This window comes from Streptomyces sp. ISL-98 (assembly GCF_018614055.1).
Classification (GTDB): domain Bacteria; phylum Actinomycetota; class Actinomycetes; order Streptomycetales; family Streptomycetaceae; genus Streptomyces; species Streptomyces spiramyceticus.
The window spans coordinates 269,956-296,008 of record NZ_JAGGPB010000005.1 but is presented as its reverse complement, the minus strand read 5'-3'; the positions used below and the strand labels follow the sequence as shown (position 1 = coordinate 296,008).

Annotated in this window: 18 protein-coding genes and 1 pseudogene; 3 read left to right on the top strand and 16 right to left on the bottom strand. The window is 69.7% G+C overall.

The window, feature by feature from the left end; all coding sequences use genetic code 11:
* Positions 1–7: 7 nt before the first annotated feature.
* From galT to rsmI, 12 genes are all read right to left on the bottom strand, one after another.
* Positions 8–1,060, bottom strand: a complete 1,053-nt coding sequence (galT, locus tag J7I98_RS06535) for a galactose-1-phosphate uridylyltransferase (RefSeq protein WP_214919605.1) — start codon at positions 1,058–1,060, stop codon at positions 8–10.
* Between the two features lie 118 nt (positions 1,061–1,178).
* The gene (locus J7I98_RS06530) at positions 1,179–1,862 is read right to left on the bottom strand and encodes a LuxR C-terminal-related transcriptional regulator (RefSeq protein WP_214919604.1); all 684 of its coding nucleotides are present in this window, start codon (positions 1,860–1,862) and stop codon (positions 1,179–1,181) included.
* A 241-nt stretch (positions 1,863–2,103) separates the two neighbouring features.
* A complete protein-coding gene (locus J7I98_RS06525) occupies positions 2,104–4,056 on the bottom strand; it encodes a PQQ-binding-like beta-propeller repeat protein (protein ID WP_214919603.1) in 1,953 nt (650 codons plus the stop codon).
* Between the two features lie 58 nt (positions 4,057–4,114).
* On the bottom strand, positions 4,115–5,938 hold the full coding sequence (locus J7I98_RS06520; RefSeq protein ID WP_214919602.1) for a PQQ-binding-like beta-propeller repeat protein: 1,824 nt from the start codon (positions 5,936–5,938) through the stop codon (positions 4,115–4,117).
* Between the two features lie 229 nt (positions 5,939–6,167).
* Positions 6,168–7,964 (bottom strand): ABC-F family ATP-binding cassette domain-containing protein, encoded by a 1,797-nt coding sequence (locus J7I98_RS06515; protein ID WP_214919601.1) that lies wholly within the window; start codon positions 7,962–7,964, stop codon positions 6,168–6,170.
* A gap of 78 nt (positions 7,965–8,042) precedes the next feature.
* Positions 8,043–9,404, bottom strand: coding sequence for an acyltransferase family protein (locus tag J7I98_RS06510; RefSeq protein ID WP_214919600.1), 1,362 nt, complete (start codon positions 9,402–9,404; stop codon positions 8,043–8,045).
* Positions 9,405–9,940: 536 nt separating this feature from the next.
* Positions 9,941–10,861 (bottom strand): 4-(cytidine 5'-diphospho)-2-C-methyl-D-erythritol kinase, encoded by a 921-nt coding sequence (locus tag J7I98_RS06505; RefSeq protein WP_214919599.1) that lies wholly within the window; start codon positions 10,859–10,861, stop codon positions 9,941–9,943.
* Complete coding sequence (rsmA, locus tag J7I98_RS06500) at positions 10,858–11,754, bottom strand: 16S rRNA (adenine(1518)-N(6)/adenine(1519)-N(6))-dimethyltransferase RsmA (protein ID WP_308377690.1); 897 nt, start codon at positions 11,752–11,754, stop codon at positions 10,858–10,860. The genes J7I98_RS06505 and rsmA overlap by 4 nt, the downstream gene beginning before the upstream one ends.
* Positions 11,755–12,089: 335 nt before the next feature.
* Entirely contained in the window at positions 12,090–13,283 is a 1,194-nt protein-coding gene (locus J7I98_RS06495) for a ubiquitin-like domain-containing protein (RefSeq protein ID WP_374225083.1), read from the bottom strand.
* A gap of 430 nt (positions 13,284–13,713) precedes the next feature.
* Complete coding sequence (locus J7I98_RS06490) at positions 13,714–14,583, bottom strand: TatD family hydrolase (protein WP_214919598.1); 870 nt, start codon at positions 14,581–14,583, stop codon at positions 13,714–13,716.
* 33 nt (positions 14,584–14,616) lie between these two features.
* Positions 14,617–15,021 (bottom strand): hypothetical protein, encoded by a 405-nt coding sequence (locus tag J7I98_RS06485; protein WP_214919597.1) that lies wholly within the window; start codon positions 15,019–15,021, stop codon positions 14,617–14,619.
* Positions 15,022–15,149: 128 nt separating this feature from the next.
* Positions 15,150–16,055 carry a 16S rRNA (cytidine(1402)-2'-O)-methyltransferase gene (rsmI, locus tag J7I98_RS06480; RefSeq protein ID WP_308377689.1) on the bottom strand — a complete coding sequence of 302 codons (906 nt, stop codon included), beginning with the start codon at positions 16,053–16,055 and terminating at the stop codon, positions 15,150–15,152.
* 61 nt (positions 16,056–16,116) lie between these two features.
* Here rsmI and J7I98_RS06475 point away from each other — a divergent pair, with 61 nt between their 5' ends.
* Positions 16,117–17,838: a dolichyl-phosphate-mannose--protein mannosyltransferase gene (locus J7I98_RS06475; protein ID WP_214919595.1), complete on the top strand. Its 1,722-nt coding sequence runs from the start codon at positions 16,117–16,119 to the stop codon at positions 17,836–17,838.
* 125 nt (positions 17,839–17,963) lie between these two features.
* Positions 17,964–19,589 carry a penicillin-binding transpeptidase domain-containing protein gene (locus tag J7I98_RS06470; protein WP_214919594.1) on the top strand — a complete coding sequence of 542 codons (1,626 nt, stop codon included), beginning with the start codon at positions 17,964–17,966 and terminating at the stop codon, positions 19,587–19,589.
* A gap of 400 nt (positions 19,590–19,989) precedes the next feature.
* Here the strand turns inward: J7I98_RS06470 and J7I98_RS06465 are convergent, their stop codons facing one another.
* The 4 genes from J7I98_RS06465 to J7I98_RS06450 all read right to left on the bottom strand — a co-directional run bounded on the left by J7I98_RS06465 (position 19,990) and on the right by J7I98_RS06450 (position 24,461).
* Entirely contained in the window at positions 19,990–21,135 is a 1,146-nt protein-coding gene (locus J7I98_RS06465) for a methyltransferase domain-containing protein (protein WP_214919593.1), read from the bottom strand.
* Between the two features lie 11 nt (positions 21,136–21,146).
* Positions 21,147–22,013 carry a radical SAM protein gene (locus J7I98_RS06460; RefSeq protein ID WP_214919592.1) on the bottom strand — a complete coding sequence of 289 codons (867 nt, stop codon included), beginning with the start codon at positions 22,011–22,013 and terminating at the stop codon, positions 21,147–21,149.
* A gap of 726 nt (positions 22,014–22,739) precedes the next feature.
* A complete protein-coding gene (locus tag J7I98_RS06455) occupies positions 22,740–22,976 on the bottom strand; it encodes a hypothetical protein (RefSeq protein WP_214919591.1) in 237 nt (78 codons plus the stop codon).
* 249 nt (positions 22,977–23,225) lie between these two features.
* Positions 23,226–24,461: a helix-turn-helix transcriptional regulator gene (locus tag J7I98_RS06450; protein WP_214919590.1), complete on the bottom strand. Its 1,236-nt coding sequence runs from the start codon at positions 24,459–24,461 to the stop codon at positions 23,226–23,228.
* A gap of 90 nt (positions 24,462–24,551) precedes the next feature.
* Here J7I98_RS06450 and J7I98_RS06445 point away from each other — a divergent pair.
* Positions 24,552–25,751 (top strand): annotated as a pseudogene (locus tag J7I98_RS06445) (transcriptional regulator); the annotation flags it as partial.
* Between the last annotated feature and the right edge of the window lie 302 nt (positions 25,752–26,053).

The window sequence follows — 26,053 nt, the reverse complement described above, 5'->3', positions numbered from 1 at the left end:
TTCTGATTCACTCGCTCGCTACCTCTCGCAGTCGCGCCGCCGCGGCCTCCGGCGGCACATCGTTGATGAACACACTCATGCCGGATTCGGAACCCGCGAGAAACTTCAGCTTGCCCGAAGTGCGTCGGATGGTGAAAAGCTCGAGGTGAAGCCCGAACTCGCGTCGGTCGAAACCGTCCACGTGGCCGAACGGCGCCTGGTGCCAGGCGGCGATGTACGGCGTGGGCGGCTCACCCGGGCCGAAGATCCGGTCGAACCTGCGCAACAGTTCCAGATAAATCTGTGGGAACTCTGTGCGCGGCCCCTCGTCGAGCGCCCGCAGGTCCGGCACCCGCAGCTTCGGGTAGAGGTGCACTTCGTACGGCCAGTGCGCGGCGTACGGCACAAAGGCCACCCAGTGCTCGCCCTCCAGCACCACGCGCACGCCCTCCGCGAGCTCGCCCGCGACGACGTCGTCGAAGAGATTGCGGCCGGTTTTCGCCAGGTGCGCGTCCACGGAGCGCAGCATCTGCGCCGTGCGCGGCGTGATGAAGGGGTATCCGTAGATCTGGCCGTGCGGATGGCCGAGGGTGACGCCTATTTCCGCGCCCCGGTTCTCAAAACAGAACACCTGCCGCACCTGGGGCAGCTCGGCCAGCTCCGCCGTCCTGTCGGTCCAGGCCTCCAGGACCAGGCCCGCCTGTTCCTCGGTGAGGTCGGCGAAGGAGGCGTCGTGGTCGGAGGTGAAGCAGACGACCTCGCAGCGGCCGGAGTCCCCGGCCAGCGAGGGGAAGCGGTTCTCGAAGACGGCTACGTCGTAGTCGGCGGCCGGGATCTCGCTGGTGCGGCCGTCCCGGGACGGGCACAGCGGGCATTCGTCGGCAGGCGGGTGGTACGTGCGCGCCTGGCGGTGCGAGGCGACGGCGACAGCGTCGCCGAGCAGGGGGTCGTGGCGGACCTGAGAGGTGGTGGCGACCGGTTCGAGTGGCCGGGGGTCGGCGGCCTCGCGCACGACGTCGTCGCGGGAGTCGTAGTAGAGCAGCTCACGACCGTCGGCGAGCCGGGTCGACGTCTTCTTCACACGCGGGCTCCTCATCACACCTACCCAACATAACCGCACACAAGAAACCACGAGCGAACACGCTCGTCAATGGGCGGATCTGTTCGGTGGTGTGATGGCGGAGCAGCACGGATGAAGGTCAGTCCGCCTGCGCGGCGCTCACCCCCGCCCGGTCGAGCAGCCCCGTCCGCGCGGCGAGCGCCGCCGCCTCCAGCCGCGAGCCGACGCCCAGCTTCATCAGGACCCGCTGGACGTGCGTACGGGCCGTGCTCGGCGCGATTCCCATGCCGGCCGCGATCAGCCGGGTGTCCTCGCCGTCGGCGACCCGCATCAGGACCTCGACCTCGCGCGGGGTGAGCATCTGGAGCAGCCGCTGCCCCTCGTCGTCCGGCTGCGCGGCCGGGTTGAGGAGCTCGGCGAAGGCCCCGTGCAACAGCTGCGGCGCCACCGCCGCCTCCCCCGCACGCGCCTTCACCATGGCGCGCTCGACGCCCTCTATGCGCTCGTCGTGGCGTACGTAACCGGATGCGCCGGCGGCGAAGGCGGCGGCAATCCCGCGCGGGTTCGGCACCGGGCCGAGTACGACCACCGCGATCTGCGGGCGTTCCCGCTTTATGCGTACGATCGGGTCGAAAACCCCTGGTCCGGCGGGTGTTGCCGTACCGAACAGGCACACCTCGGGTGCTCTGCTGACCACCAGCTCCGCCGCCCCCGAGGTCGGAGCGGCCGCCGCGAGTACGCGGTGCCCGCGCAACTTGAGTGCCGAGGCGAGCGCCTCGGCGAGCAATCGGTGGTCATCGACCACCATGAGCCGCACGCCCATCGAGCAACCCCCCATACACCCCTGGAGCTGGCCCCCCGGCCCTCCTGCCCCGGCAAGCTACACGCTTGTTCGACGTTGCGCGCCCCTTACTGGTGAGAAGCCGCCCGGATTGCCGAATTCCCCGCGTTTCAGGACTACTTGCCACGTCCGGGGGACATGGGACGGCCCCGGCAGTGGAGGTGTACCACTGCCGGGGCCGTTGTTGCCAGATGGGCCTGGCGGGTCGAGCGGGGTCAGCGGGTCAGTGCGTGCCGAACCCGAGCGCCAGGTAGCGCTTGTAGCTTCCGTTCGGCTTGCTCATGAGCTCCGACCCCATGAACAGGCGGCCGTCGGCATACCGGTACTCGGTGCCGTCCTTGGTGAAGCTGGACGTCGAGCTGTTGAAGCCGCCGACCGGGTTCTCCAGCAGCACCGTCTGCTTCATGGAGCCGCCGTTGATGCTCACGATCTGACCGCCCTTGTCGTACGGCGGCCACTTGTACGCGATGATGTTGCCGCCGTCCATGCGCAGCGGGTGCATCGTGTAGCGCTCACCCGCGTCGGCGCGGTCGGAGGTGGGCTTTCCGGTCGTGAGGTCGAAGGAGACGATCTCGTTCGTACGGGCGCCGCCCCCGCCGCTGCCCTCGTGCTCCTCGGTCGGCAGGTAGATCCTGCCGTTGCCGACGACGACCTTGGTGCAGCCCTCGGTGTCACGGCACCTCGGCTCGTACTTCTCGGCGTCGGCCGCGATCCTGGCCTTCAGCTTGCCGGTCTTCTCGTCGATCGAGAAGAAGTCGGTGACACCACTGCCGTCGCCCGCCGTCTTTCCGACGTCGGCGGCCGCGACCAGCGGCTTGGTGGAGACGATGCTCGCGTTCTCGACGCCGGCGGGCATCTTGAACTTGGCGAGCGGCGTGCCGTCCTTCGGGTTCAGGTACTCGATGGAGAGCTGGGGGGCGCTGGCCGAACCGCAGCTGCGCACGGTGGCGAGCGCCTCGCCGCCGGCGTAGCCGACATCGCGGCACTGCTCGGCGTTGGCCTCCGGCTGCCAGCGGACCTTGCCGGTGGCGACGTCGAACGCGGCGCCGCCGCTGAAGCCGCCGGCCCCGACCGCGTCGCCGCCGATCGTGATCTCCTGGAAGGTGATCTTCTCGTCACCCTCCTTGATCGACTTCTGCCACATCAGCTTGCCCTCGTCGAGGTCGATCACCCCGACCTCGGTGCACTGCGCGTACTGCTGGCCGGACTGCTTCGGCCCCGCGAAGGCGATCGCGGTCTTGTTGTCCTTGGTGACGTGACGCGACGCCGCGCAGACCTCGCCCGAGAGCGGGATCGACCACAGCTCCGCACCCTTGTCGAAGTCGTGCGCCACGACCTCGCTGAGGCCGCTCTTGACGTACGCCTTGTCGGTGATCCAGGAGCCCTTGACGCTGGCGACCGACTCCTTCACCACCGGGGCGGGGAGCTCGAAGAGGACCTTGGCCGCGACATCGGCAGGCTTCTCCTCCTTGCCCGCGCCGTCGGGTGCGGGCTTCTCGTCACCGCCGCCGCCTCCGCCGCCGGTCGTGCCGGCGGACGAGCCCTTGGTCTCGTCGCCCTTGCCGGCGTCGTCGCCGCTGGTGGCGTACCAGATGCCGCCGGCGATGATCAGCACCAGTGCGACGGCTGCCGCGATGATGACGACCGTCGTGGTGTTGAGCCTGCCGCCGCCACCGCCCTGCGGGGGCATGCCCTGGGGGTAGGTGTACGGCTGCTGCTGACCGTACGGCGCCTGCTGACCGTACGGCGAAGGCTGCTGACCGTACGGCGCCTGCTGCCCGTAAGCCTGCTGCTGGCCATAGGGGTCGGGCTGGCCGGGCTGGCCCGGCTGGCCCGGCTGGCCCGGCTGGCCCGGCTGGCCCGGCTGGCCCGGCTGGCCCGGCTGGCCCGGCTGGCCCGGCTGGCCCGGCTGGCCCGGCTGGCCCGGCTGGCCCGGCTGGCCCGGCTGACCTGGGTAGCCGTAACCGGGCTGCTGACCCGGCTGGGCCGGCGGCGGGCCCGGCGGCGTCTGCGGTGCCTGGGGGGCCTGAGGTGCCTGCGGGTAGCCGTAGCCGGGCTGCGGCTGGTCGGCGGGCGGGGGCGTGGGGGCGCCGAAGCCGCCGGCGGGCGGCGGCACCGGAGCGCCGAACCCGCCCTTCGGAGGCTCGTTGGGCGGCGGGGGCGGTGGCTGCGTCATGGCGTACGTACCTCTGGGGAAGGGGACTTGAAAACGACTCGGGACTCAGTCACAGCCGTCACTTGCCGAAGACCATCATGGTCTTCGCCTCCTTCTCCTCCTCGTCGTTGGGCGCGCTGACGCGACCACTGACGACGTACAGCCGGTCATCCACGTAGGCGACCTTCTGCGAGAAGAAGCCGTTCTCGATCTCGGCCGTCGAGGTGGGGTTCTGGAGGATCATCTTCGGCTTGCCGCCCGACGGCGAAATGGTCGCGAGCGCGCCGCCCTTGTCGTACGACGCCTTCATGTGGACCAGGACGTCCCCGCCCTCCATCCGCAGCGGCATCATCGTGCGGTCGGCGCCCGCCGCGGAACGCCACTTGGGCTTGCCGGTGCCGAGGTCGAAGGCGACGACCTCGTTGGTGCGCTCGGTGCCGCTCGTCTTTTCCTCGGTCGCCATGTAGAAGCTGTCGGCGTCAGCGGCGACGCCGGTGCAGCCTTCGAGGTTCCTGCCGAAGATGATCAATGAGCCGCCGCACTGCGGCTGGAACTTGTCCTTGCCGCCGTCGATCTGCGAGCGCAGCTTGCCCTTGTCCGTCAGGGCGATGACGCTCCAGCTCTTCTTCTCGCGGTTCGTCGCGGAAACGACCAGCGGCGAGACGGAGTAGACCTTGTCGACGTCCCAGCCCTGGGCCAGCGGGTAGGACCACTTGACCTTGCCGGTGGCCGGGTCGTGCTCCTGGATCCGCTGGTGCACCTTGGCGGCCTCACCGGTGGAGCAGGCCGCGGCGGCGATCATCTTGTCGCTGCTGGTGAAGGCGTACGGCTGGCAGTTGCCCTCCAGCTTGCCCCACAGCTGCTTGCCGTCCTTGAGGCTGAAGGCGGTGGAGTGGCCGGTGCGGCCCGCGGTGACGACGTCACCGCTGATGGCGATGGTGATGTCGGTGAGGAGGTCGAACAGCCCCTCCTTCTTCACCTCGTTCTTCCAGCCGGCCTTGCCGGTGTTGAGGTCGATCATCTGGAGCTGGCTGCACTTGGCCTTGTCGGTGGTGCCGTCCTTGACACCGATGACGATCTTGCCGTCGTCCGCGGCCTTGACGGGCGCCGCGCAGATCTCAGTGTCGAGCGGGAGGTTCCACTTCTCCTTGCCGTCGGCGGTGTTGTACGCCGCGACCTTCTTGTACATGGCCTTGACGACGAGGTCGCCGGCGAACCACGGCCCGTACACGTCCGAGCCGTTGCGCGGCACGTCGACGTCGTTCTTCTGCAGCCACAGGACCTTGGACTCGCCCGCCTGGCGGCCGGCATTGAGGTCGTCGTCGGCGTCGCGGCCGCCGGCGGAGTCGTCGCCCGAATCGGTGGAGGGGCCGCCGGTGGGCTTGTTGTCGTTGCTCTCGCCGGCGACGGGCTCCTTCTTGCCGCTGTCGTCACCGCTGGTGGCGAACCAGACGCCGACGCCGATCACCAGTACCGCGGCGAGTGCCGCGCCGATGATGACGGCGGGCTTGCCCTTGAAGGGGCTGCCGCCGCCGTTGCCGCCCGGGACGGGTGCGCCGGGGTAGCCGCCGTACGGTGCCTGCTGCCCGTAAGGCTGCTGCTGGGCGTACGGGTTGGGCTGGCCGGGCTGCTGACCGTACGGACCGGGCTGGCCGGGCTGCTGACCGGGCTGCCCCGGGTAGCCGTACCCCGGCTGCGGTGCCTGCTGCGGCGGTGCCTGCGGGTAGCCGTACCCGGGCTGCGGCTGGCCGGGCTGAGCCTGCGGCTGCTGGGGCGGCGTCGGCGGGCCGGGCGGAGCAGGCGGCATCTGCGGAGGCTGGGCAGGCGGCTGAGGGACTCCCTGCCGGGGGTCCTGGGGGGCTCCGAAGCCGCCCTGCGGCGGCTGGTTGGGCGGCTGAGACATCAGCACTTACCTCTTCACACGGGACCGCCGCCCGTTCGATCTCCCCCGCAATTCCGGTGGCGTAATCCCCCCAGAAAGGAGCGAATCGGGCTTTGAGCCCCGCAGATCTACGTCAGTCGAGCGGGGCTTCTTTCTATCACTTGAGCCCCTTCGAACGAGGGGCCGGTCCGCCCCTGTTCCCAAGGGAGGACCGGCCTGTGATGCGCTCGTTATTCGACTTGGCACATTGCTACGCGTCTTCCGCGAGCTCCATCCAGCGCGTCTCCAGCTCATCGCGCGTACCGGCGAGTTCGCGCAGTTCGGCGTCGAGGAGAGCGACCTTCTCGAAGTCGGTGGCGTTGTCGGCGATTTGGGTGTGCAGCTTCGCTTCCTTCTCGGAGATTTTCCCGAGTTGCCGCTCGATCTTCTGCATTTCCTTCTGGGCGGCGCGGGTGTCTCCCGACGCCTTCTTCTTGACCGGCGCGGCGGCGGGAGCCGGGACCGCGGCCTCGATCATCCGCTGCCTGCGCTCCAGGTACTCGTCGAGCCCGCGCGGCAGGTTCCGCAGCGTGAAGTCGCCCAGCAGGGCGTACACCTTGTCGGTCGTACGCTCGATGAAGAACCGGTCGTGCGAGATGACGACCATCGAGCCGGGCCACCCGTCCAGCAGGTCCTCCAGCTGCGTAAGCGTCTCGATGTCGAGGTCGTTGGTCGGCTCGTCGAGGAACAGCACATTCGGCTCGTCCATCAGCAGCCGCAGGATCTGCAGCCGCCGCCGCTCGCCACCGGACAGGTCGCCGACCGGCGTCCACTGCTTCTCCTTGGTGAACCCGAACTGCTCGCACAGCTGGCCCGCCGTCATCTCCCGGCCCTTGCCCAGGTCCACGCGGTCGCGTACGCGCTGAACGGCCTCAAGCACCCGCAGACTCGGGTCGAGTTCACCGACCTCCTGGGAGAGGTACGCGAGCTTGACGGTCCTGCCGACGACGACCTTGCCGCCGGCGGGCTGGGCGTCGCCCTGTGTACGGGCCGCCTCGGCCAGCGCCCGCAGCAGCGAGGTCTTGCCCGCGCCGTTCACGCCGACCAGACCGACGCGGTCGCCGGGGCCGAGCTGCCAGGTCAGATGCTTCAGCAGCACCTTCGGCCCGGCCTGGACGGTCACGTCCTCCAGATCGAAGACGGTCTTGCCGAGCCGGGCGTTGGCGAACTTCATCAGCTCGGAGGTGTCGCGCGGCGGCGGCACATCGGCGATCAGCTCGTTGGCGGCCTCGATGCGGTAGCGCGGCTTGGAGGTACGGGCGGGGGCGCCGCGCCGCAGCCAGGCCAGCTCCTTGCGCACCAGGTTCTGCCGCTTGGACTCCTCCGTCGCCGCGATGCGCTCGCGCTCGGCGCGCGCGAAGACGTAGTCGCTGTATCCGCCCTCGTAGTCGTGCACGGCACCGCGCTGGACGTCCCACATCCGCGTACAGACCTGGTCGAGGAACCACCGGTCGTGGGTGACGCAGACGAGCGCCGAGCGCCGTGCCTGCAGGTGCTTCGCCAGCCAGGCGATGCCCTCCACGTCGAGGTGGTTGGTGGGCTCGTCGAGGACGATCAGGTCCTGCTCGGCGATGAGCAGCTTGGCGAGCGCGATCCGGCGGCGCTCACCGCCGGAGAGCGGCCCGATGACCGTGTCGAGGCCCTGCTCGAAGCCCGGCAGATGCAGGTCGCCGAAGAGCCCGGTCAGTACGTCGCGGATCTTGGCGTCGCCCGCCCACTCGTGGTCGGCCATGTCACCGATGACCTCGTGCCGGACGGTGGCCGCGGGGTCGAGGGAGTCGTGCTGGGTGAGCACACCGAGGCGCAGGCCGCCGCTCTGGGTGACCCGGCCGGAGTCGGGCTCCTCCAGCTTGGCGAGCATCCGGATGAGGGTCGTCTTGCCGTCTCCGTTGCGGCCGACGACACCGATGCGGTCCCCCTCGGAGACGCCGAGGGACACGCCGTCGAGCAGGGCACGAGTTCCGTACACCTTGCTGACTGCCTCGACATTGACCAGGTTGACGGCCATTGGTGCGCGCTCCAGGGACGGGAAAGGGATAGACGCTCAAGCGTAGTCGCCCTCCGCCCCCTGCCGACGCCCCGGTCGTCAGAGGGCCGGGGTACGGGCCCGGAGGCGTGCGGGGGCCCGGCCCGCGGTCTCCACCAGCAGCCAGCCCGCCAGGGCCATCACAACCGCGGCGGGCGCACTGATACGTACGGCTATGAGCATCGCCGTACGCCCTTCGAGGAGGTCGCCGAAGCCGACCATCGAGAGGCCGAGTATGCCGAGGAGGCAGAGCGTGATGCCGATGGCGGCGGCCGGCCCTGCCAGGCGGCCCGGCCGTGGGGCGAGGGCCTGTGCGGGGGTGGTGGGCTTCGGGCGCTCGAAGGTCCGGAAGGCCGCCACGAAGAGCGCGGTGAGCACCGCGGCGGCGGCGAACCGGAGCGGCACCTGCGCCCACCAGGCGGCGCTCGCCGGTACGGGCAGGGGCACGTCCAGGGCGAGCATGGCGCCGTACACGCCGAGCATCGCGGTGAGGTGCCACAGGAACGCGGTCATCGCGACCCCGTTCGCGGCGACGACCGCACGCCAGGCGCGGGGCCGCGCGACGAGGCGTGCGCCTGGGGCGCGCAGCAGCTCTACCGCGCCGACCAGCCACAGTCCGTGGGCGAGGAGCGCGAGGGTGGGCGGGGCCATGTTGCTGACCTTCTCGCCGGGCATCCCGACCATGCTCAGCGGGTACGGCCCGAAGGCGACCAGGGCTGCGGCGCCGGCCAGGCCGGTCAGGGCGAGGGCCGACGGCATCCGGATGCGACCGTCGGCGCGCAGGAAGCCGAGCTGGTGCACGGCGAGCCAGACGAAGGCGAAGTTGAGGAACTCGACGTAGGGCACGTCGAGCGCGAAGCGCAGTACGTCGACGGTGGCGGCGGCGCCGGCCAGCGCCACGAAAGCGCCCCACCCGTACCTCTCGTGGAGCTTCAGCAGGGGCGGGGTGAACGCCACCATGGCGAGGTAGATGCCGATGAACCAGAGCGGCTGCGCGACGAGCCGCAGGGCGACCCCGGTCAAACCGCTTCCGCTCCCGAGCAGTTGGAGCGCGAGTGCGGCGGCGCCCCAGAGGAGGATGAAGGCCATGGTGGGGCGCAGGAGGCGCTGGAGGCGGGCGCGGAGGAAGAGGGAATACACCGAAGTCCCTGCGGGGTGCTTGCGGCGCAGGGAGCGGTAGGACAGGGCGTGCGAGAAGCCGCCGACGAAGAAGAAGACGGGCATGACCTGCAACGCCCAGGTCAGGAGCTGGAGCTCGGGCACGACGGCGAGGAGATTGCCGACGTTGCCGTCGGCGGTGACGGCGGCCATGAGCCAGTGGCCCGCGACGACGGTGCCGAGTGAGGCGACGCGGAGGAGGTCTGTGTACCGGTCGCGCCCGGCGGGCGTCTGGTCGGCGAGCTCGCGAACGCTGTTTCCCATGCGCGTACGTTCTCGCCGCCGCGGCGTCGCCCGGCAGGGCTGCGGTACTCATTTCCGCCTGAGTACGTCAGGCGGAGCGCGCGCTTCTGAACGCCGTGCGCGGGTGCGGCCCGGTGGGTGCTCCCCCGGCGCTGCGCGCCGGGCCCTGCCCCACCCCGCCCACCCGTTGAGGGGGAGCGTCGAGAGCTACAGGTCTCCGGTGGACGGCCGGACGCCGTCGGCGGCGGCCGCCCGGAGGGCTGGTCCCGGAGGGCTCGTCCCAAGGCTCGTCCCGGAGGGCCCGTCCCAGCGGGCTCGTCCCAGGGCTCGTCCCAGGCGGACGGCCGGACACCGTAGGCGGCCGCCCGCCCGGCGGGATCGTCCCAGAGGGCCGCCCCCAGGCGGTTTGGCGCGGCCGGTCCGCTTCGGCGGTCGGGCCTGTGAGTCGGGCGCAGCGGCGGTCGCTGGACCGGGGTACCCCAGTGGATGCCGCAGTCCCGACTCTGACCCGGATCCGGGCCCGGACCCAAAAGCCAGGGCCGGAACACGTGCGCCCCTTACCCCGCCTCGATCACCGTCGCGCCCGTCGCCGGGGACCCCGCCACCCGGGCCGTGCGGCATGTGCCCGAGGACAGTAGGGCTGCGGCCACCGACTCCGCCGTGTCCGCGTCCTTCGTCAGGAATGCCGTCGTCGGGCCCGAGCCCGAGACCAGGGCTGCCAGGGCGCCTGCTGCCGTGCCTGCTGCCAAGGTGGCGGACAGGGACGGGCGCAGGGAAAGCGCTGCGGGCTGGAGGTCGTTGACCAGGGCGTCTGCCAGAGCCGTCGGGTCGCCCGTACGGAGGGCGTCCAGAAGGGCCGGGGACGCCGCCGGGGGCGGGACTTCGGTGCCCGCCGTCAGACGGTCGAACTCGCCGTACACCGCCGGGGTCGACAGGCCGCCGTCCGCCACCGCGAACACCCAGTGGAAGGCGCCGCCGACGGGGAGGGTGGTGAGCTGTTCGCCCCGCCCCGTGCCCAGCGCCGCCCCGCCCACCAGGCTGAACGGAACGTCACTGCCCAGCTCCGCGCACATGGCAAGCAGCTCCGAGCGGGGCGTGTTCGTGCCCCACAGCGTGTCGCACGCCAGCAGCGCGCCCGCGCCGTCCGCGCTGCCGCCCGCCATGCCCCCTGCCACCGGGATGTCCTTGGCGATGTGGATGTGTACGTCGGGCGAGAGGCCGTGGCGTTCGGCGAGGGCGATCGCCGCCCGCGCCGCCAGGTTCGTACGGTCCAGGGGGACCTGGTCCGCGTCCGGGCCGGAGCACGTGATGCGCAGCGCGGCGGACGGCGTGACCGTGACCTCGTCGTAGAGGCCGACCGCCAGGAAGACGTTCGCCAGGTCGTGGAAGCCGTCGGGGCGCGCGCCGCCCACCGCCAGCTGGACGTTGACCTTCGCCGGAACCCGAACCGTGACCGTGGTGCCCGTGGTCTCCGTCATGCGCCCGCCCCCTTGCTCTCCGCGATACGGGCGAACTCCTCCACCGTCAGCGACTCGCCACGCGCCTGGGGCGAAACGCCCGCCGCGACCAGCGCCGCCTCCGCCGCCGGCGCCGAACCCGCCCAGCCCGACAGCGCCGCGCGCAGCGTCTTGCGCCGCTGCGCGAACGCCGCGTCGACGACCGCGAAGACCTCCGCCTTGGTGGCCGTGGTCTTGATCGGTTCGGTGCGGCGGACCAGGGAGACGAGGCCGGAGTCGACGTTCGGGGCGGGCCAGAAGACGTTCCGGCCGATCGCCCCCGCCCGCTTGACCTCGGCGTACCAGTTCGCCTTCACGGAAGGCACTCCGTACACCTTGTTGCCCGGCCTGGCCGCGAGCCGGTCAGCGACCTCCGCCTGGACCATGACCAGCGTCCGCTCGATGGTCGGGAAGCGCTCCAGCATGGTGAGCAGGACGGGGACCGCGACGTTGTACGGGAGGTTCGCGACCAGCGCCGTGGGGGGCGGGCCCGGGAGCTCCGTGACGTGCATCGCGTCGGAGTGGACGAGGGCGAAGCGGTCGGCCCGGGCGGGCATCCGCGTGGCGATCGTCGAGGGCAGTGCGCCCGCCAGTACGTCGTCGATCTCGACGGCGACGACACGGTCCGCGGTCTCCAGCAGCGCGAGCGTCAGTGAGCCCAGGCCGGGGCCGACCTCGACGACGACGTCGTCCGGCCGCACCCCGGCCGTCCGTACGATCCGGCGGACCGTGTTGGCGTCGATGACGAAGTTCTGACCGCGCTGCTTGGTCGGGCGTACGCCGAGCGCCGCCGCGAGTTCCCGGATGTCGGCGGGACCCAGCAGGTCGTGCAGGGGCGGCTCGGGAGGCGTCTCAGAAGGCTCAGTGGTGCTCACCGCTCAAGCGTAAAGGCCCCCGGCACCCACCTCGCCCACCCGGAGGCGGTCCCCCGGCCTCGCCCGCCGAGGTGCGGGAGGGGGCGTGCAGGGGCGCTCCCCGCAGGGTGCCGAACACAGCGTGCGCGGCGCAAAACCAACCCCCCGCCCGTTCGGCACCCGAGGAGACGCCCCAGCACGGCACCGACCCGAAGCCACCGCACCACGCCACCCCCGACGGACGGAGGCTGGCGCAGCCGCACGAAGCCCGGCAGGCGCCCAGGGGCCGAACGGCGCGAGCACGGCATCCGAGAAGGGGTCGCCCCCGACCCCAAGGCCACCGCTCCCACGCCCCCTCAGCCCCGCAGCCTCCCGCCGCAGTGCGGCCACGGGCTGGCCCCCCGCTGCACGTACAGCTTCTTCGCCCGGTACGTCTGCTCGCTCGCGCTCGCCTCCTGCGGGCGCCCGCTGCCGCCGAGCGACTGCCAGGTCTGGGTGTCGAACTGGTACAGGCCGCCGTAGTTGCCCGTCGAGTCGACCGCGCCGGGGCGGCCGCCCGACTCGCACTGGGCGAGCCCGCCCCAGTTCAGCCCCTCCGCGCCCGCCACAGACGTCGGCATCGGCTTCGTGCCGACCTTCACGCGCCGGGTGACCGGCTCCCGTGCGATGTGCTCGGCGATCTTCCTCGGCCGCTGCTTGACGCCGTTGACGGTCCGCAGCGCATACGTGACCCGCCTCGACCCCTGCGCGCCCGCCTGTACGACGACCTCCGTGCCCTTGAAGAGCGACGCGTCCTCCGTCCGCTCGGTCTCGAACGGGATCGGTTCCTCCCGCACTTCCCTCGACCCCTTGATCCGCATCACGGTGACCGTCTGCCCGTCGCGCGGGAAGCTGTCGGCCGGCGCGGAGGTGGTGTCCTCGCCGCGCAGGCTGATGCCCGCCTCGGCCAGCGCCTCCCCGACGGTCGCGGCGTTCGTACGGATGGTGCGCTCGCGCCCGTCGGCCATGAAGGTCACGGCCCGCTCGGTACGGACGTCCAGTGCGAGGCCGTTGCGCCCGATTTCGGAGGAGCGCGAGACGGAGAGGTACGCGCCCTCCGCGCGCACCCCGAGCTGGCGCAGTGCGCCGTCGACCGTACGGGCGGTGGTCCACACCCGGCGCCGCTGCCCGTCCAGGGTCAGCGCCACGGGGCGGCCGTAACGGACGACGACCTCGTCGCCGCTGACCAGTTCCGCGCCGGGGGCGGGCGCGACCACGTCGTGCGCCCCCACCTCGACGCCCTGGTCCTCAAGGAGCTCGGTGACGTCGTCGGCGAAGGTGTGCATGGTGCGGGGTACGCCGTCGACGCTGAGCTCGACCGCCTTGTCGCTGGCGACGAACGCCGATGTACCGCCCGCCAGGAACGCGACCACCAGCGCCTGCGGAACGAGCCGGCGCAGCGTGTCGGGCCGCTCGGCGTCCTTGCGGCGACGAGCGGCCCGCCGCGCCTCGGCCCTGCCCCCGCAGCCTTCGGCCACCGGCTCGGGGCCTGCGCTCTGGCGGGGCAGCAGCGGCTCTTGGAGCTCGTACGCCGGCGCGTAGGTGTCGTACGTGGGGGGCGACTGCGGCGCGTACCCGCCGCGTTCGCGCTCGTAGCCGCCATGCGCGGCATACGCGGCGTACGCAGCCTCCTCGGCGCATTCCACGCACCCGCCGTACTCCCCGTAGTCCCCGTACTCTCTGTAACCGCCGTACTCGCGATGTTCGCCGTACTCCCCGTACTCGGCCGTCTCCGCCGTCCCGGCCGCCAGGCCATGGCCGCCGCCTCCCCGCACCGTGCGGTGACTGCCCTGCGAATTGCTCACGACGCTCCAGAGGTCCGGTCCGCTCCACTCTTGATGACGCTGCGGGCCGGGACACTAGCGGAGCCTTGGTCACTCTCCAAAGTGATTCGACTACGCAGTGTCGCGAAGTCGCCTTCCGTCGGACTCGGTGCCGGACTCAGTAATCAAACGCGCGTGCCGTATTCACAGCCAGTGCCGCCGCCAGGACGTCCTCCCCGATGCCCCGCACCGCCGCCATCGCGCGCACCGTGACCGGAATGAGATACGGAGCGTTAGGCCGTCCGCGGTACGGAGCGGGGGTCAGGAAGGGAGCGTCGGTCTCGACGAGTACGAGATCGAGCGGCGCGACGGCGAGCGCGTCCCGCAGCGGCTGGGCGTTCTTGAAGGTCACGTTTCCGGCGAAGGACATGAAGTAACCCTTACGGGCGCAGATTTCGGCCATCGCGGCGTCGCCGGAGTAGCAGTGGAAGACGGTCCGCTCGGGTGCGCCTTCCTCGTCGAGGACGCGCAGCACATCATCGTGCGCCTCGCGATCGTGGATGACGAGCGCCTTGCCGTGCCGCTTGGCGATCTCGATGTGGGCGCGGAAGGACCGCTCCTGGGCGGCCATGCCGTCGGGCCCCGTACGGAAGTAGTCGAGCCCGGTCTCGCCGACGCCCCGCACGTACGGCAGCGCGGCCAGCCGGTCGATCTCGGCGAGCGCCTCGTCGAGCGCGGCGTCCCCGCCCGCGGCCCGCGCCCCCTGCCGCGACCACCCGTCGGGGTCGCCGAGGACGATGCGCGGAGCCTCATTGGGGTGCAGAGCCACGGCGGCGTGCACGTTGTCGTACGCCGCCGCTGTCTCGGCCGCCCAGCGGGAGCCCTTGACGTCGCAGCCCACCTGGACGACGGCGGTGACTCCGACCGCCGCGGCCTTCGTCAGGGCCTCGTCGACCGTGCCGTCCTGCATGTCCAGGTGGGTGTGCGAATCGGCGACCGCCGCCCGGAGCGGCTCGGGCAGCGGCGGAGGTGCGTCTTTGGGGCTCATGGTCACGATCGTACGAAAACCGCGACCCGTCCCTTACTTGCGGTGCTGGAAGGGATGCAGCAGATCCGAGAGGTGCCAGTGGTGCTGAATGCGTACCGGCCCCGGGGGTTCCTCGGCCGGTCCCGTCGGCCCCACGAGGGGGCCCGCCAGCGGAGCGTCCACCACGGCCGCCCGCACCATGTCCCGGATCGACTGGATCTTCCCCGGCCGCATGATCCGCACGACGTGGTAGCCACAGTTCGCGCACTTCGGCTTCGACAGGGGCGAGGGGACCCGTTCCCCGTCGGCCGTGTAGACCACGTATTCGTGGCCCGCGCCGTCGACGTGGTGGTGGATCTCGTAATCCTGCTCCCAGCCGTGCCCGCACCGCATGCAGGCAAAGGCGTAAGCCTCGTGAGCGGTGATTCCTGTGCCGGCGGTGTCAGCGATCTCGCTCATGCCAGCTCCTTTCCACTGGTCCAGTGGACGCCTTTTACGGCGGGAGCGCATCGGGTCCTGTCGAGTTATGGAACGGTCTTGGCCTTTCCATGGAGAAAGGCCCGGTGCACGCTCAGTACTTTGACTTTTTACGATAGTCCTTTACCGCCCGCGGAGCCCGTCCGTGCCGCATTCTTTGCCGCCACGACGGCATCGAACACCTCGCGCTTGGGCAGCCCCGCCTCGGCGGCGACCGCCGCGATGGCCTCCTTGCGCCTCTCCCCCGCCTCCTCGCGCACCTGCACCCTGCGCACCAGTTCCGCCGGGTCGAGATTCTGCGGTCCGGATTCCGGGGCGCCTTCGACGACGACGGTGATTTCTCCCCGTACTCCCTCGGCCGCCCATTCCGCGAGCGCCTTCAGCGGGCCGCGCTTCACTTCTTCGTACGTCTTGGTCAGCTCACGGCAGACCGCCGCGCGCCGCTCGTCGCCGAAGACCTCGGCCATGGCCGCGAGCGTGTCGTCGAGGCGGTGCGGGGCCTCGAAGAACACCAGCGTCCTGCGCTCGTCGGCGACCTCGCGGAGCTTGCCGAGCCGCTCGCCCGCCTTGCGCGGCAGGAAGCCCTCGAAGCAGAAGCGGTCGACGGGCAGGCCGGACAGGGCGAGGGCGGTCAGTACGGCCGAGGGGCCCGGCACGGCGGTGACCTTGATGTCCTTCTCGACGGCGGCGGCGACCAGTCGGTAGCCGGGGTCGGACACCGACGGCATGCCCGCATCGGTGACCAGCAGCACCCGGGCGCCGCCCTCCAGCGCCTCCACCAGTTCCGGCGTACGGGCGGACTCGTTGCCCTCGAAGTACGACACGACACGCCCCGTCGTCTGCACCCCGAGCGCCTGCGTCAGGCGGCGCAGCCGCCGGGTGTCCTCGGCGGCGACGACGTCGGCCCTCTCCAGCTCCGAGGCGAGGCGGGGGGGTGCGTCGGCGACATCGCCGATGGGGGTTCCCGCGAGTACGAGCGTTCCGGTCGTTCCAGTCGTTCCAGTCGTTCCAGTCACAAGAGCCATCCTCCCAGGGCGGACGGACGACGCGCACAGAAGCGTTCCCTACGATGGCGCGGTGACCAGTACTGCGTCAGAAGCCCAGCAGGGCAGGGCCCCCGGGGAGCAGCCGCCGTCGTGGCAGCAACGGCTGCGTCGATTCGGCTACGCGCCCAGGCCGGTCATCGGTCTGCGCGAACGCCTCGTGCCGCCGTACAGCAAGCCGGGCACCCACCTGTGGAGAGTGCTCGGAGTGCCGCCGGTGCTTGCCGGGCACCTGGTGCGGTGGGCGGCCTGGGGCGGTCCGCTGCTGATCGCGCTCGTCGCCGGGCTGCTGCGCTTCTGGCATCTGGGCGAGCCCGAGGCGGTGATATTCGACGAGACGTATTACGCGAAGGACGCCTGGGCTCTCATCAACCAGGGGTACGAGGGCCAGTGGCCCAAGGACATCGACGAGCGCGTTCTCGACGACCCGTCGGGGGTGGCCGTCCCGACGGACCCCGGTTACGTGGTGCATCCGCCGGTCGGCAAGTGGGTCATCGGACTCGGCGAGGCGATGTTCGGGTTCACGCCCTTCGGCTGGCGCTTCATGGTGTTCGTACTCGGCACGCTGTCGGTGCTGATGCTGTGCCGGATCGGGCGCCGCCTCTTCCGCTCGACCTTCCTGGGCTGCCTGGCGGGCGCGCTCCTGGCCGTGGACGGCCTGCACTTCGTGATGAGCCGTACGGCGCTGCTCGACCTGGTGCTGATGTTCTTCGTCCTCGGCGCGTTCGGCTGTCTGCTGATCGACAGGGACTGGGCGCGGCGAAAACTGGCGGCGGCTCTCCCGTACGACGACGAGGGCGTCCTACGCCCGGACTCCGAGGTCGCGGAGCGGCTGCGCCTCGGCTGGCGACCGTGGCGGATCGCGGCGGGTGTGTGCCTGGGACTGGCGTTCGGCACGAAGTGGAACGGGCTGTACATCCTGGCGGCGTTCGGTCTGATGACGGTCCTGTGGGACGTGGGCACGCGCCGGACGGCGGGCGCGGTGCGGCCGTACGTCGCGGTACTGAAGCGGGACGTCACCCCCGCTTTCCTCTCGACGGTCGTGGTCACCTTCGTGACGTATGTCGTCTCCTGGACGGGCTGGATCGTCACCAAGGAGGGCTACTACCGGAACTGGGCCGAGGCCGAGGGCAAGGGCGGCAACTGGACCTGGCTGCCCGACTGGCTGCGCAGCCTGTGGCACTACGAGACCGAGGTCTACAACTTCCACGTCAATCTGACGTCCGGTCACACGTACGAGTCGAACCCCTGGAGCTGGATCGTCCTGGGCCGCCCGGTCTCGTACTTCTACGAGTCCCCGAAGCCCGGCAAGGAAGGCTGCCCGGCGACCGAGGCCCGCGAATGCGCCCAGGAGGTCCTGGCACTCGGCACCCCCCTCCTGTGGTGGGCGTCGTGTTTCGCGGTGCTGTACGTGCTGTGGCGGTGGGCGTTCCGGCGCGACTGGCGGGCGGGGGCAATCGCGTGCGGGATCGCGGCCGGCTGGGTGCCCTGGTTCTTCTACCAGGAGCGGACGATCTTCCTCTTCTACGCCGTCGTGTTCGTGCCGTTCCTGTGCCTGGCGGTGGCAATGATGATCGGCGCACTGCTGGGCCCACCGGGTTCGGACGAGCGGCGCCGCGCGGTCGGTGCGGTCGGCTCAGGGGTCCTCGTGCTGCTCATCATCTGGAACTTCATCTACTTCTGGCCGATCTACACCGGCCAGACGCTCCCGATGGACGAGTGGCGCGACCGCATCTGGCTCGACACGTGGGTGTGACGCGGGCGACCGTCGCGTTCCCATAACGCTCACCCCAGGTATCACTGCCGTCCCGTAGGGTGCGATACAGCAACTTCTTGAACATGTTCAGTTCAAGGGGACTCCTGGGGAGGGGACTGCACATCATGCGCAGTGGAGCGAAAGTCGCCGTCGTCGGCGGGGTGTTTCTGGTCGTGGCCGGGGGCGTGGGCTACGGCGCGTACTCCATGGTGAGTGAAGAGACCGGTGGCGGTACGGAGATCAAGAGCGCCTCGGCGCCGAAGAAGACCGGGCCGCCGAGCGCGGACGAGGTCGCGCAGGCCTCGAAGGACTTCTTCGCCGCCTGGTCGAAGGGCGAGGCCGACGCCGCGGCCGCCCTCACCGACAACGCGGCGGCCGCCGGGCCCGCGCTCCTCGCGTACCGAGACGAGGCGCACATCAGCAAGGTGAAGCTGACGCCGGGGACGGCGGCCGGTGCGACGGTGCCGTTCACCGCCGAGGCGACGGTGACGTACAAGGGCAGGAGCAAGCAGCTCTCGTACGAGTCGGAGCTGACCGTCGTACGCGGCCTGACCACGGGCAAGGCCCTGGTCGACTGGGAGCCGGCCGTGGTCCACCCGGACCTGAAGGACGGCGAGACGCTGAAGACGGGCGAGGCCTCAGCGCCGCCCATCAAGGCGGTCGACCGCAACGGCGCCGAGCTGACGAAGGAGAAGTACCCGTCGCTCGGCCCGGTCCTGGACACGCTGCGGGAGAAGTACGGCGAAAAGGCGGGCGGCAAGCCCGGCATCGAGCTGGCGATCGAGGGGGCAGACAGCGCAGTGCCCGCCCGGACCCTCCTCACCCTCACCAAGGGCAAGCCGGGCAAGCTGCCGACGACGCTCGACGCGGGCATACAGACGGCCGCCGAGAAGGCGGTCAAGCAGTACGGCGAGGCATCGGTCGCCGCGGTCAAGCCGAGTACGGGCGAGATACTCGCCGTCGCCAACAACCGCACCGACGGCTACAACGCGGCGGTCCTCGGCAAGCAGGCACCCGGCTCCACGATGAAGATCGTGACGGCGGCGATGCTGCTGGAGAAGGGCCTGGCCGGGGCGGACCGCAAGGCCGAGTGCCCGAAGACGGCGATGTACCAGGGCCGGACCTTCCACAACCTCGACAACTTCGACATCCCCAGCGGCACCTTCACCACCAGTTTCGCCCGCTCCTGCAACACCGCCTTCATCAAGCTGATCGACGACACCAAGGACGACGCCGCGCTGCCGAAGACCGCGCGCGAGGTCTTCGGTCTCGGCCTCGACTGGCAGACCGGCATCGTCACGGCCGACGGATCGGTACGGGAGGCGACGGGCGGCGAGGCTGCGGCCCAGTACATCGGGCAGGGCACCGTACAGATGAACGCCCTCAACATGGCGTCCGTCACCGCCACCGCCAAGGCCGGCACCTTCCACCAGCCGGTCATCGTGCCGCGTTCGCTGGACGACCGGCAGTTGGCCACCGTCTCCCGCTCCCTCTCCCCGACCGCGCACAGCCAACTCGTCGGCATGATGCGGCAGACGGCGTCCTGGGGCACGGCCGCAAAGGCGATGGCATCGGTCGGCGGCGACAAGGGCGCCAAGACCGGTTCGGCGGAGGTCGCCGGCCAGGGCAAGTCCAACAGCTGGTTCACCGGCTTCAGCAACGACGTGGCAGCCGCGGCATCCGTCGAATCGGGCGGCCACGGCGGCGACGCGGCGGGCCCGCTCGTGGCGTCGGTACTGCGAGCCGGCTGACGGGGTCGCAAGCCCCGTCCGGCACGTGGCCGAACGGGGCTGATTCTCTGCGCGCTGCTTACGCGGAGCTGTCCAGCTCTCCGGGGATCGGGCCGGGGGTGACGCTCGCTGCGTGCTCGGGGCAAGCCCACAGGGTCGTTCCCGGACCTCTGGTGCTCTCGCCGCTTCGGGGTGGCGCGTGAGACTGCCCGGCGAGCGGTGCGGGTGCTCCGGGAACGAGGGCTCATCCGGACCGAGTGGGGCCGGGGAAGTTTCGTCGTGGAGCCCGCCCGCGAGGACGAGCACGGGCAGGGATGAACGAAGCCCCGCCCGACTGCCCATGGAAGGGGTGGCAGAGGGACGGGGCACCGGGTTCCGCCCGCGCGTCAAGTTCACGGGTCCAGGACGAGCGGGCAGGGTCCTACCGGTCGCCCATCGACGCGCGCCACTTCCCGCGGGACAAGTGGCACACCCCATCGGGGGTGATTCGGGCGCTTGAGCCGTAGAGCGGTAGCCCGCCCTCGACATTGAGCCGGTTCCGGACGCGCTCCAGGACCGTCCAGAGTCGTTGCAGTCCGCCCTGATGAACCGTGGGCGGTTCGAACCGCTCGGCGGACGCTCGGGCCCATGAACCGTCCGGGTGGACCAGGTAGGCGGTCCGGCGGTTGCTGTCCTGACGGAAGTCAAGTTCGGTACCTGGTGCGGTGACTTCGAGCATGGACCGGACTTCCCATGCATTGGCTACGTCCAGCACGGGATAGCGGCCCGTGCTGGTCTCGTCCCCGTCTGCTTCCCGCGCGAGCGCGAACAGCCCGGCCAGTGCGGGCGGGTAGTCCTCGCCGCTGCGGGTGAGCATGAATCCGGCGGTGTCCCGTTCGATACGCCCAACCACTTCGCCGTTCGCGTGCTTCCATCCGGTGAGGATCAGCGACGTTCGAGCAAGCGTTGTGACGAGCCGTCCGCCCTCGCGGAGTGCGCCGAGCATGGTCCTGAGCCCCGGGCCAGGTTGCAAAGCGACGGTTGCAATGATTCGGTCGTACGTCCCCGGAATCGTTGCCGTGGCGTCCACGGCGAGGAACTGCGGGTGCAGCCCCATCCGGGCGAGCCGTTCGGCTGCCGCGCTCGTCAGATATCGGTCTACGTCCACACTCGTCACGTGTCGGTCGCCAATCCGGCGAGCGGCGTACGCGGTGAGCCCGCCCGCTCCGGTACCTACGTCCAACAGGTCCAGCCCGTCCCCGAGCCGACCGTGGCGCAGCATCCGGACAACCAGGCTCGGCAACGTCGCTGATGATGTGGGCAGCCCCTCGGGGTGGTCGCCGGGCTTGGCGTGGTCGGCGTGCAGCGGACCAACGCGCGTGACCAATGACCGATCCGAGTAGGCAGCCTTCATCCATGCCGCAGGATCGGCAGCCCCGTCCCGCAGTACCCACACACCGTGTTCGTCCGCTTCCCACCAACGCGGCACCAGCTCATGCCGAGCGGTCCGCGCGACGGGGGCGAGCCAACGGGAATCCGGGTCGGTCACCTGGTCGGCGAGCCGAACCGCGTGTTGCTCCCAATCCATGTCCAGCCTTCCTAGTACGCGGGGTCACACGCAGTCGTTTTGGCCGGGTCGCAGTCGCTTGAGTCAGCGGGGGTGCAGTCAGCAACGCCGGAGGGCGGAATGCTCGCGGAGAGTGCCGCCCAGTTCGAGCCGCCGAGCAAGTCTGCGAGCCGTCGTCCCCGGACGTTGCCCGCTGGGAAGTTCCGCGCGAGCACGCAGCCGGCGAGATCCCCGTTCGGCAGCACTGCTGCCCGTCCTCGCGTGCACTTCCCACACAGCTCGCCCAAGCTCGGAGCCTGCCCCGGAAGCGAGGCACGGCCGACCGCCCGCACCCGGTCCACATTGATGCGCGTCACCCCCAGGGCTTCCAGCTCTGCGCGGGCTTCGGCGACGTGCTGGCCGTCGAGAACGTCCACGATCCCCACTTGAACCCTGATACCCCGCCGAACGGCTTCCTCGATGTTCAAGCGGGTGCGGTCGTAGCTGCCCCTCTTGCCCGTGATGGTGTCGTGTTCGTCGGGGTCGTTGCTGTAGTAGCTGGTCGCGAGCGTCACCCCGTCCCGCTCGAACACCTTCCACCAGTTCCACGCGACGTTGAACAAGTTGCTGTAGACCTGTACGCCGAGCCCGAGCGAAAGCGCCAGCTCGGTGAACTCGCGCCACTGCGGGTGAACGGTCGGCTCGCCCCCAATGAGCTGGATTTGGGGGATGCCGAGCGCCCCAGCGTCGATGATGACCGTTCGCCAGTCCGCCGGTGTCATCTCACCGTGCGTGGCTTGTGGGCTGGAATCAGAGAGACAGTGTGTGCACGAGAGCTGGCACTTACCGGTGATCTCCAGCTCAAGCATGTTGAGCCCCGCGAACGGCTTCCTGGTGGGGGCCTCAATGAGTGTCGTCATGCTGCGTTCCTAACTCTCGTGGGGGGGGACCTTGCCGCGTGCGGCTTCAACTTCGGCTTTCGTGCGGCGGGACAACGTTCCTCCGTATGTCAGTAGGGGCGTGGGCTGCCCGCCCCGGTCGGGGGGGCGAGCTGTGAGGCAGTACCAGCCGGTGTGGTCTCGCGTGAGGAGTTCGACGGGCAGGCCTAGCGCGAGCCGTTCCAATGCCGCTTTCTGGCATCCGGGATCCCGAGCCCATTGCCGTAAGTCGGTTGGCGCGTCGGGCAAGGGGAGGGTCACCCGCTGAATCGGGGCTCTGGACAGCCACGGGGCGCGGGGGTCGGGGTCGAGTGCGTCCGCGATGCGTTCGGCTTGCCCTCGCAACCATCGGAGCGCGAGCCGACGGGACGGGCTGCATAGCCGCCGAGACTGACCGCTCGGCGCTGGTCGCCAGCCGACACTTCGGCTACGTACCGCGGATTGTTCATGCCGGGCCGTCCTCACGTAACAGAACGCGGACGAGTTCGCCGAACGCCTGGTCAATCCCGCACTGTCCCCACTGGTCGTCAAGGGTCGCGCGCCACTCGGCGACGAACTTGGGGTCCGCCTCTAGCCGTTGCAGCTCGGACATGAGCGCTCGGCGGGGTCGGGGGCGCTTTATCAGTGCCCAAACGAGACCAGGGAGGCGGAGTCGCAACAGAACTTCAGCGGTCTCTGTGCTGAGGGCGAGCCACACGCATAAGCGCTTCACAGCAACGCTCCGGCACTACGTGCATTGGCCTGCGCGGTCCGGGCACTCAGCCGCTCGGTCTGGTCCGCCGGGCGTACGTTCTCGGGTTCCGCGTCCCACTCAGTTCCGCCAAGTACAGGACGGATGAGCCACTTCCCCGCCCAGGCTCCGCGGAATTCGCCCACCTTCCCCATGCCGCTGTCGTGCACTAGGTCGCCGAGTTCCGGCGGGGTCTTGCCGCTCGGGGCGCTCACCCTTCCGTCCCCGATTGCGTCCGCTCAGGCCTCGGGACGGAGAACACATCGGGCACCAGTCCGGCCACGGCGTCGTACAACGCGCGTGGTCGCTCGCGTCCCGTGGGGCTTCGGTTCATGGTCTGATCTCCCGTGTTTCCAGGTGGGGCGGGAGTACGACCGTAAATCCGTGACGGCTTATCAGACCACGTTCTGTTCAGGGTAGTTCGCGGAATGTGACGACGTAACTACCACGCTACGTAGCAGTACCTACTCGACAACCCCCAAGTAAGAAGCCATGTCCCGCATGTCCCGCGTGAGGGTGCGCTTACGCGACTTGAGTACGTCCCCCATGATGTAGCGCGCCATCGGCTGATGCTTGAGCCATGCGCCGGAAGCGCTGCGGAGCCCGACAAGCTCTGTCATGGCGTCCTGGTGTGACCCGAGCCGGACATGCGCCTGAGCCACGTCAAGGCGGTGCCTGCCCCAGTTGGGAGCCGTCGGTTTGCCCAGGTTGCTAAGCCCTTTACTGCCAAGAAGCCCCTCATCGGCTCGGCGAAGCACACCGCGAGCGTCACCCACTAGTGCAAGATCCTCGGTCGCCTTCATCTCGGCGGTGACCGGGCCGAACCCTCCCCAGTGGTTGGGGAAGCTGTTGTGTTCCGTGCCGAGAGCGCTGGCGGCGGTTCCGGCCATCCGGCGGGCTTCGCGCGCAACGTCGGGCTTGTTGTTCCGTACGGTTGCGGACGCCACGCGCAACCACAGCTCACCCCACACTGCTAGCGCTCCGGATGTCGCTCCGGAGATACGCGGTTCCATAGCTTCGGCGGTCTGTGTGGCAAGTTGTTCGCTCTCGTCGAATCGGTCTTGCCGAAGCAACAACCAACACATGCCGACGATGCCGGTTCCTGCCGTGAGGGTCTGCCCTGCTTCGCGGGCAAGCCGAATGGCTTCTGCCAGAGCGTGGTAGCCGAGATCGTATTGCCGTACTTGAGTGAGGTACTTCCCAGCAAGCAACAGGGCATGGGTCCGGGCGATCACCGCTGAGCGCTTCTCATCGCCCTCCAGAACCGCTGCGGTCACTTCTGCGCTTCGCAGTAGGTTCGGCAGTTTCTTCGCCACGGAGTCGTAACGGTCGGCCCAGTACAGCGCGTGACAGTCCCCGATACGGCGTTGCAGAGCGTCCAAGTCGCTCGGCTCGCCCACGGCAGCAACCGGAGCCGCGAGTCCGACCGGGGGCATGAGTGCTTTACGCAGCTCCACCAAGTTCCGGCGCGTCGCCTCATCACCGATTACGGGGGCTGGTGAGCCGGCAACGAACAACACAGCCGTCTCGATTCCCAGCCCACGCGCGACTGCGTGCAGCGTGTCCGTACGTACCTCGCCGCCCTGTTCCACCTTCCGGATGGTCTGCACGGACAGCCCGGACGATTGCGCCAGGTCTTCCTGACTCTGGCCCGTTGCCCGCCGGTACTTGCGAACGTTGTCTGCGAGTGCCGCTGCCATGGGTCCACCTTCCCTTACAACCACGGTACGCCGAGCGGTCCGGCCAAACTGGACACTCTCAGTGCGTACCCATGTGGGCTTGACAGAAGCGGAAATGCCCCGCGTGCTCCGCTACCAGGGATCACCGCGGCCGTGTTCTCGGGTCAATTCGGCCGACGCATCACGACATATGACCTCGGCCTGGAGGAAGCGCCGGACCTTGACCGGCCGCTGGCGCACAGCCCATCTTGGGCGGTGACGCTCCAGTCAGTGACCGAGCTTGGGAGAGCGGACATGGATCGTAGGAAGTTCCTCGCGGCGTCACCGTTCGCGGTGGCTGCCGGTATCGGCCCGTCGCGGGACTGGCTACTCAACACGCTTGACCAAGAGCCGGAGCCCGGCCCACGCGTACGGCTGGAGGACGTGACCAGCGTCCGGAACATGTTCGGAGCCTTCCAGGAAATCGACGTCATGCAAGGCGGGGGCTCGGGTCGCCTGGTGCTGACGGAGTACCTGAATCAGCACGTGTATCCCTTGCTCCGTCGTGCGCATTCCGAGAAGGTCCGCCGTGCGCTGTGTGCAGCAACCGCTGAACAGACTTATCTGTTGGGGTGGATGGCCTTCGACAACGGGGAGCACGGAACGGCACAGCGCTACCTGATCCAGGCGTTGCGGCTCGCCGAAGAGTCCAAAGACGCCCCCCTGGGTGCGCATGGCCTCGCAGGAATGGCGGATCAGGCGACGCTGACGGGCAACCCGGAGGAAGGTCGACGACTGGCGCAAGCGGGCCGGCAGGGGCTTGCTCGGGCGGAGTCCCCCGCCTGTCTCGCGGACTTGTGGGCGCTAGAGGCGCGGGCTCTCGCAGTCCTTGGGGAAGCGTCAGCAACCGCACGGGCGGTGAACCAATCGGAGCGTGCTTTCTCTCGGGTGGACCCTGCCGAAGAACCAGAGTGGGCCAAGTTCATTGATGGGGCGTACCTGCACGGCGAGCACGCGAACGCCTTCCGCGATCTCAACCAGTCGGACCATGCCGCGGAGCACGCACGCCAGTCCATCGGCTACGCCCGCGCGCAGAACCGTGCACGGCGCGGGGCAATGTCACAAGCTGCACTTTCGGTATCGCATCTCCAAAATCGCGATCTCGAAGCCGCCCACTCGGCAAGCCTCAAAACGCTTGACTTGGCTCGCCGAGTCAAGTCCTCGCGCTGCGTTGACGCGGTCAAAGACGTACAGCGCCGCATGGTGCCCTTCGGTACTCACCCCTTGGTCGCCGACTTCAACGAACGGGCTCGGGTGTTGCTCGCCGCGTAATTGTTGCCCGAGCCGCTCGCGACCGTGCCACGCCATTTTGACAGATCAGGAGAGGCCCAGGTCTTCGGGAATTTGGAAAAGGAATATCTCCCGTGCTGATCACGAGCGGGGGTAATCTTTCTTCCCACGTTCCGGCCGTCCACGGAGGCAGGGGTGACCGGTCCTCGCAGACTCGTCAGCATGACCGGGATGAGCAACGGCGCCGCCATGGTGGGCGCCTACCGTGCAATTTCTGAACAGACCGGGGATGGGTGGGCCTTCTGCGGCCGATGGCGACAGAGTGCGAACACCGCACCCAGCCC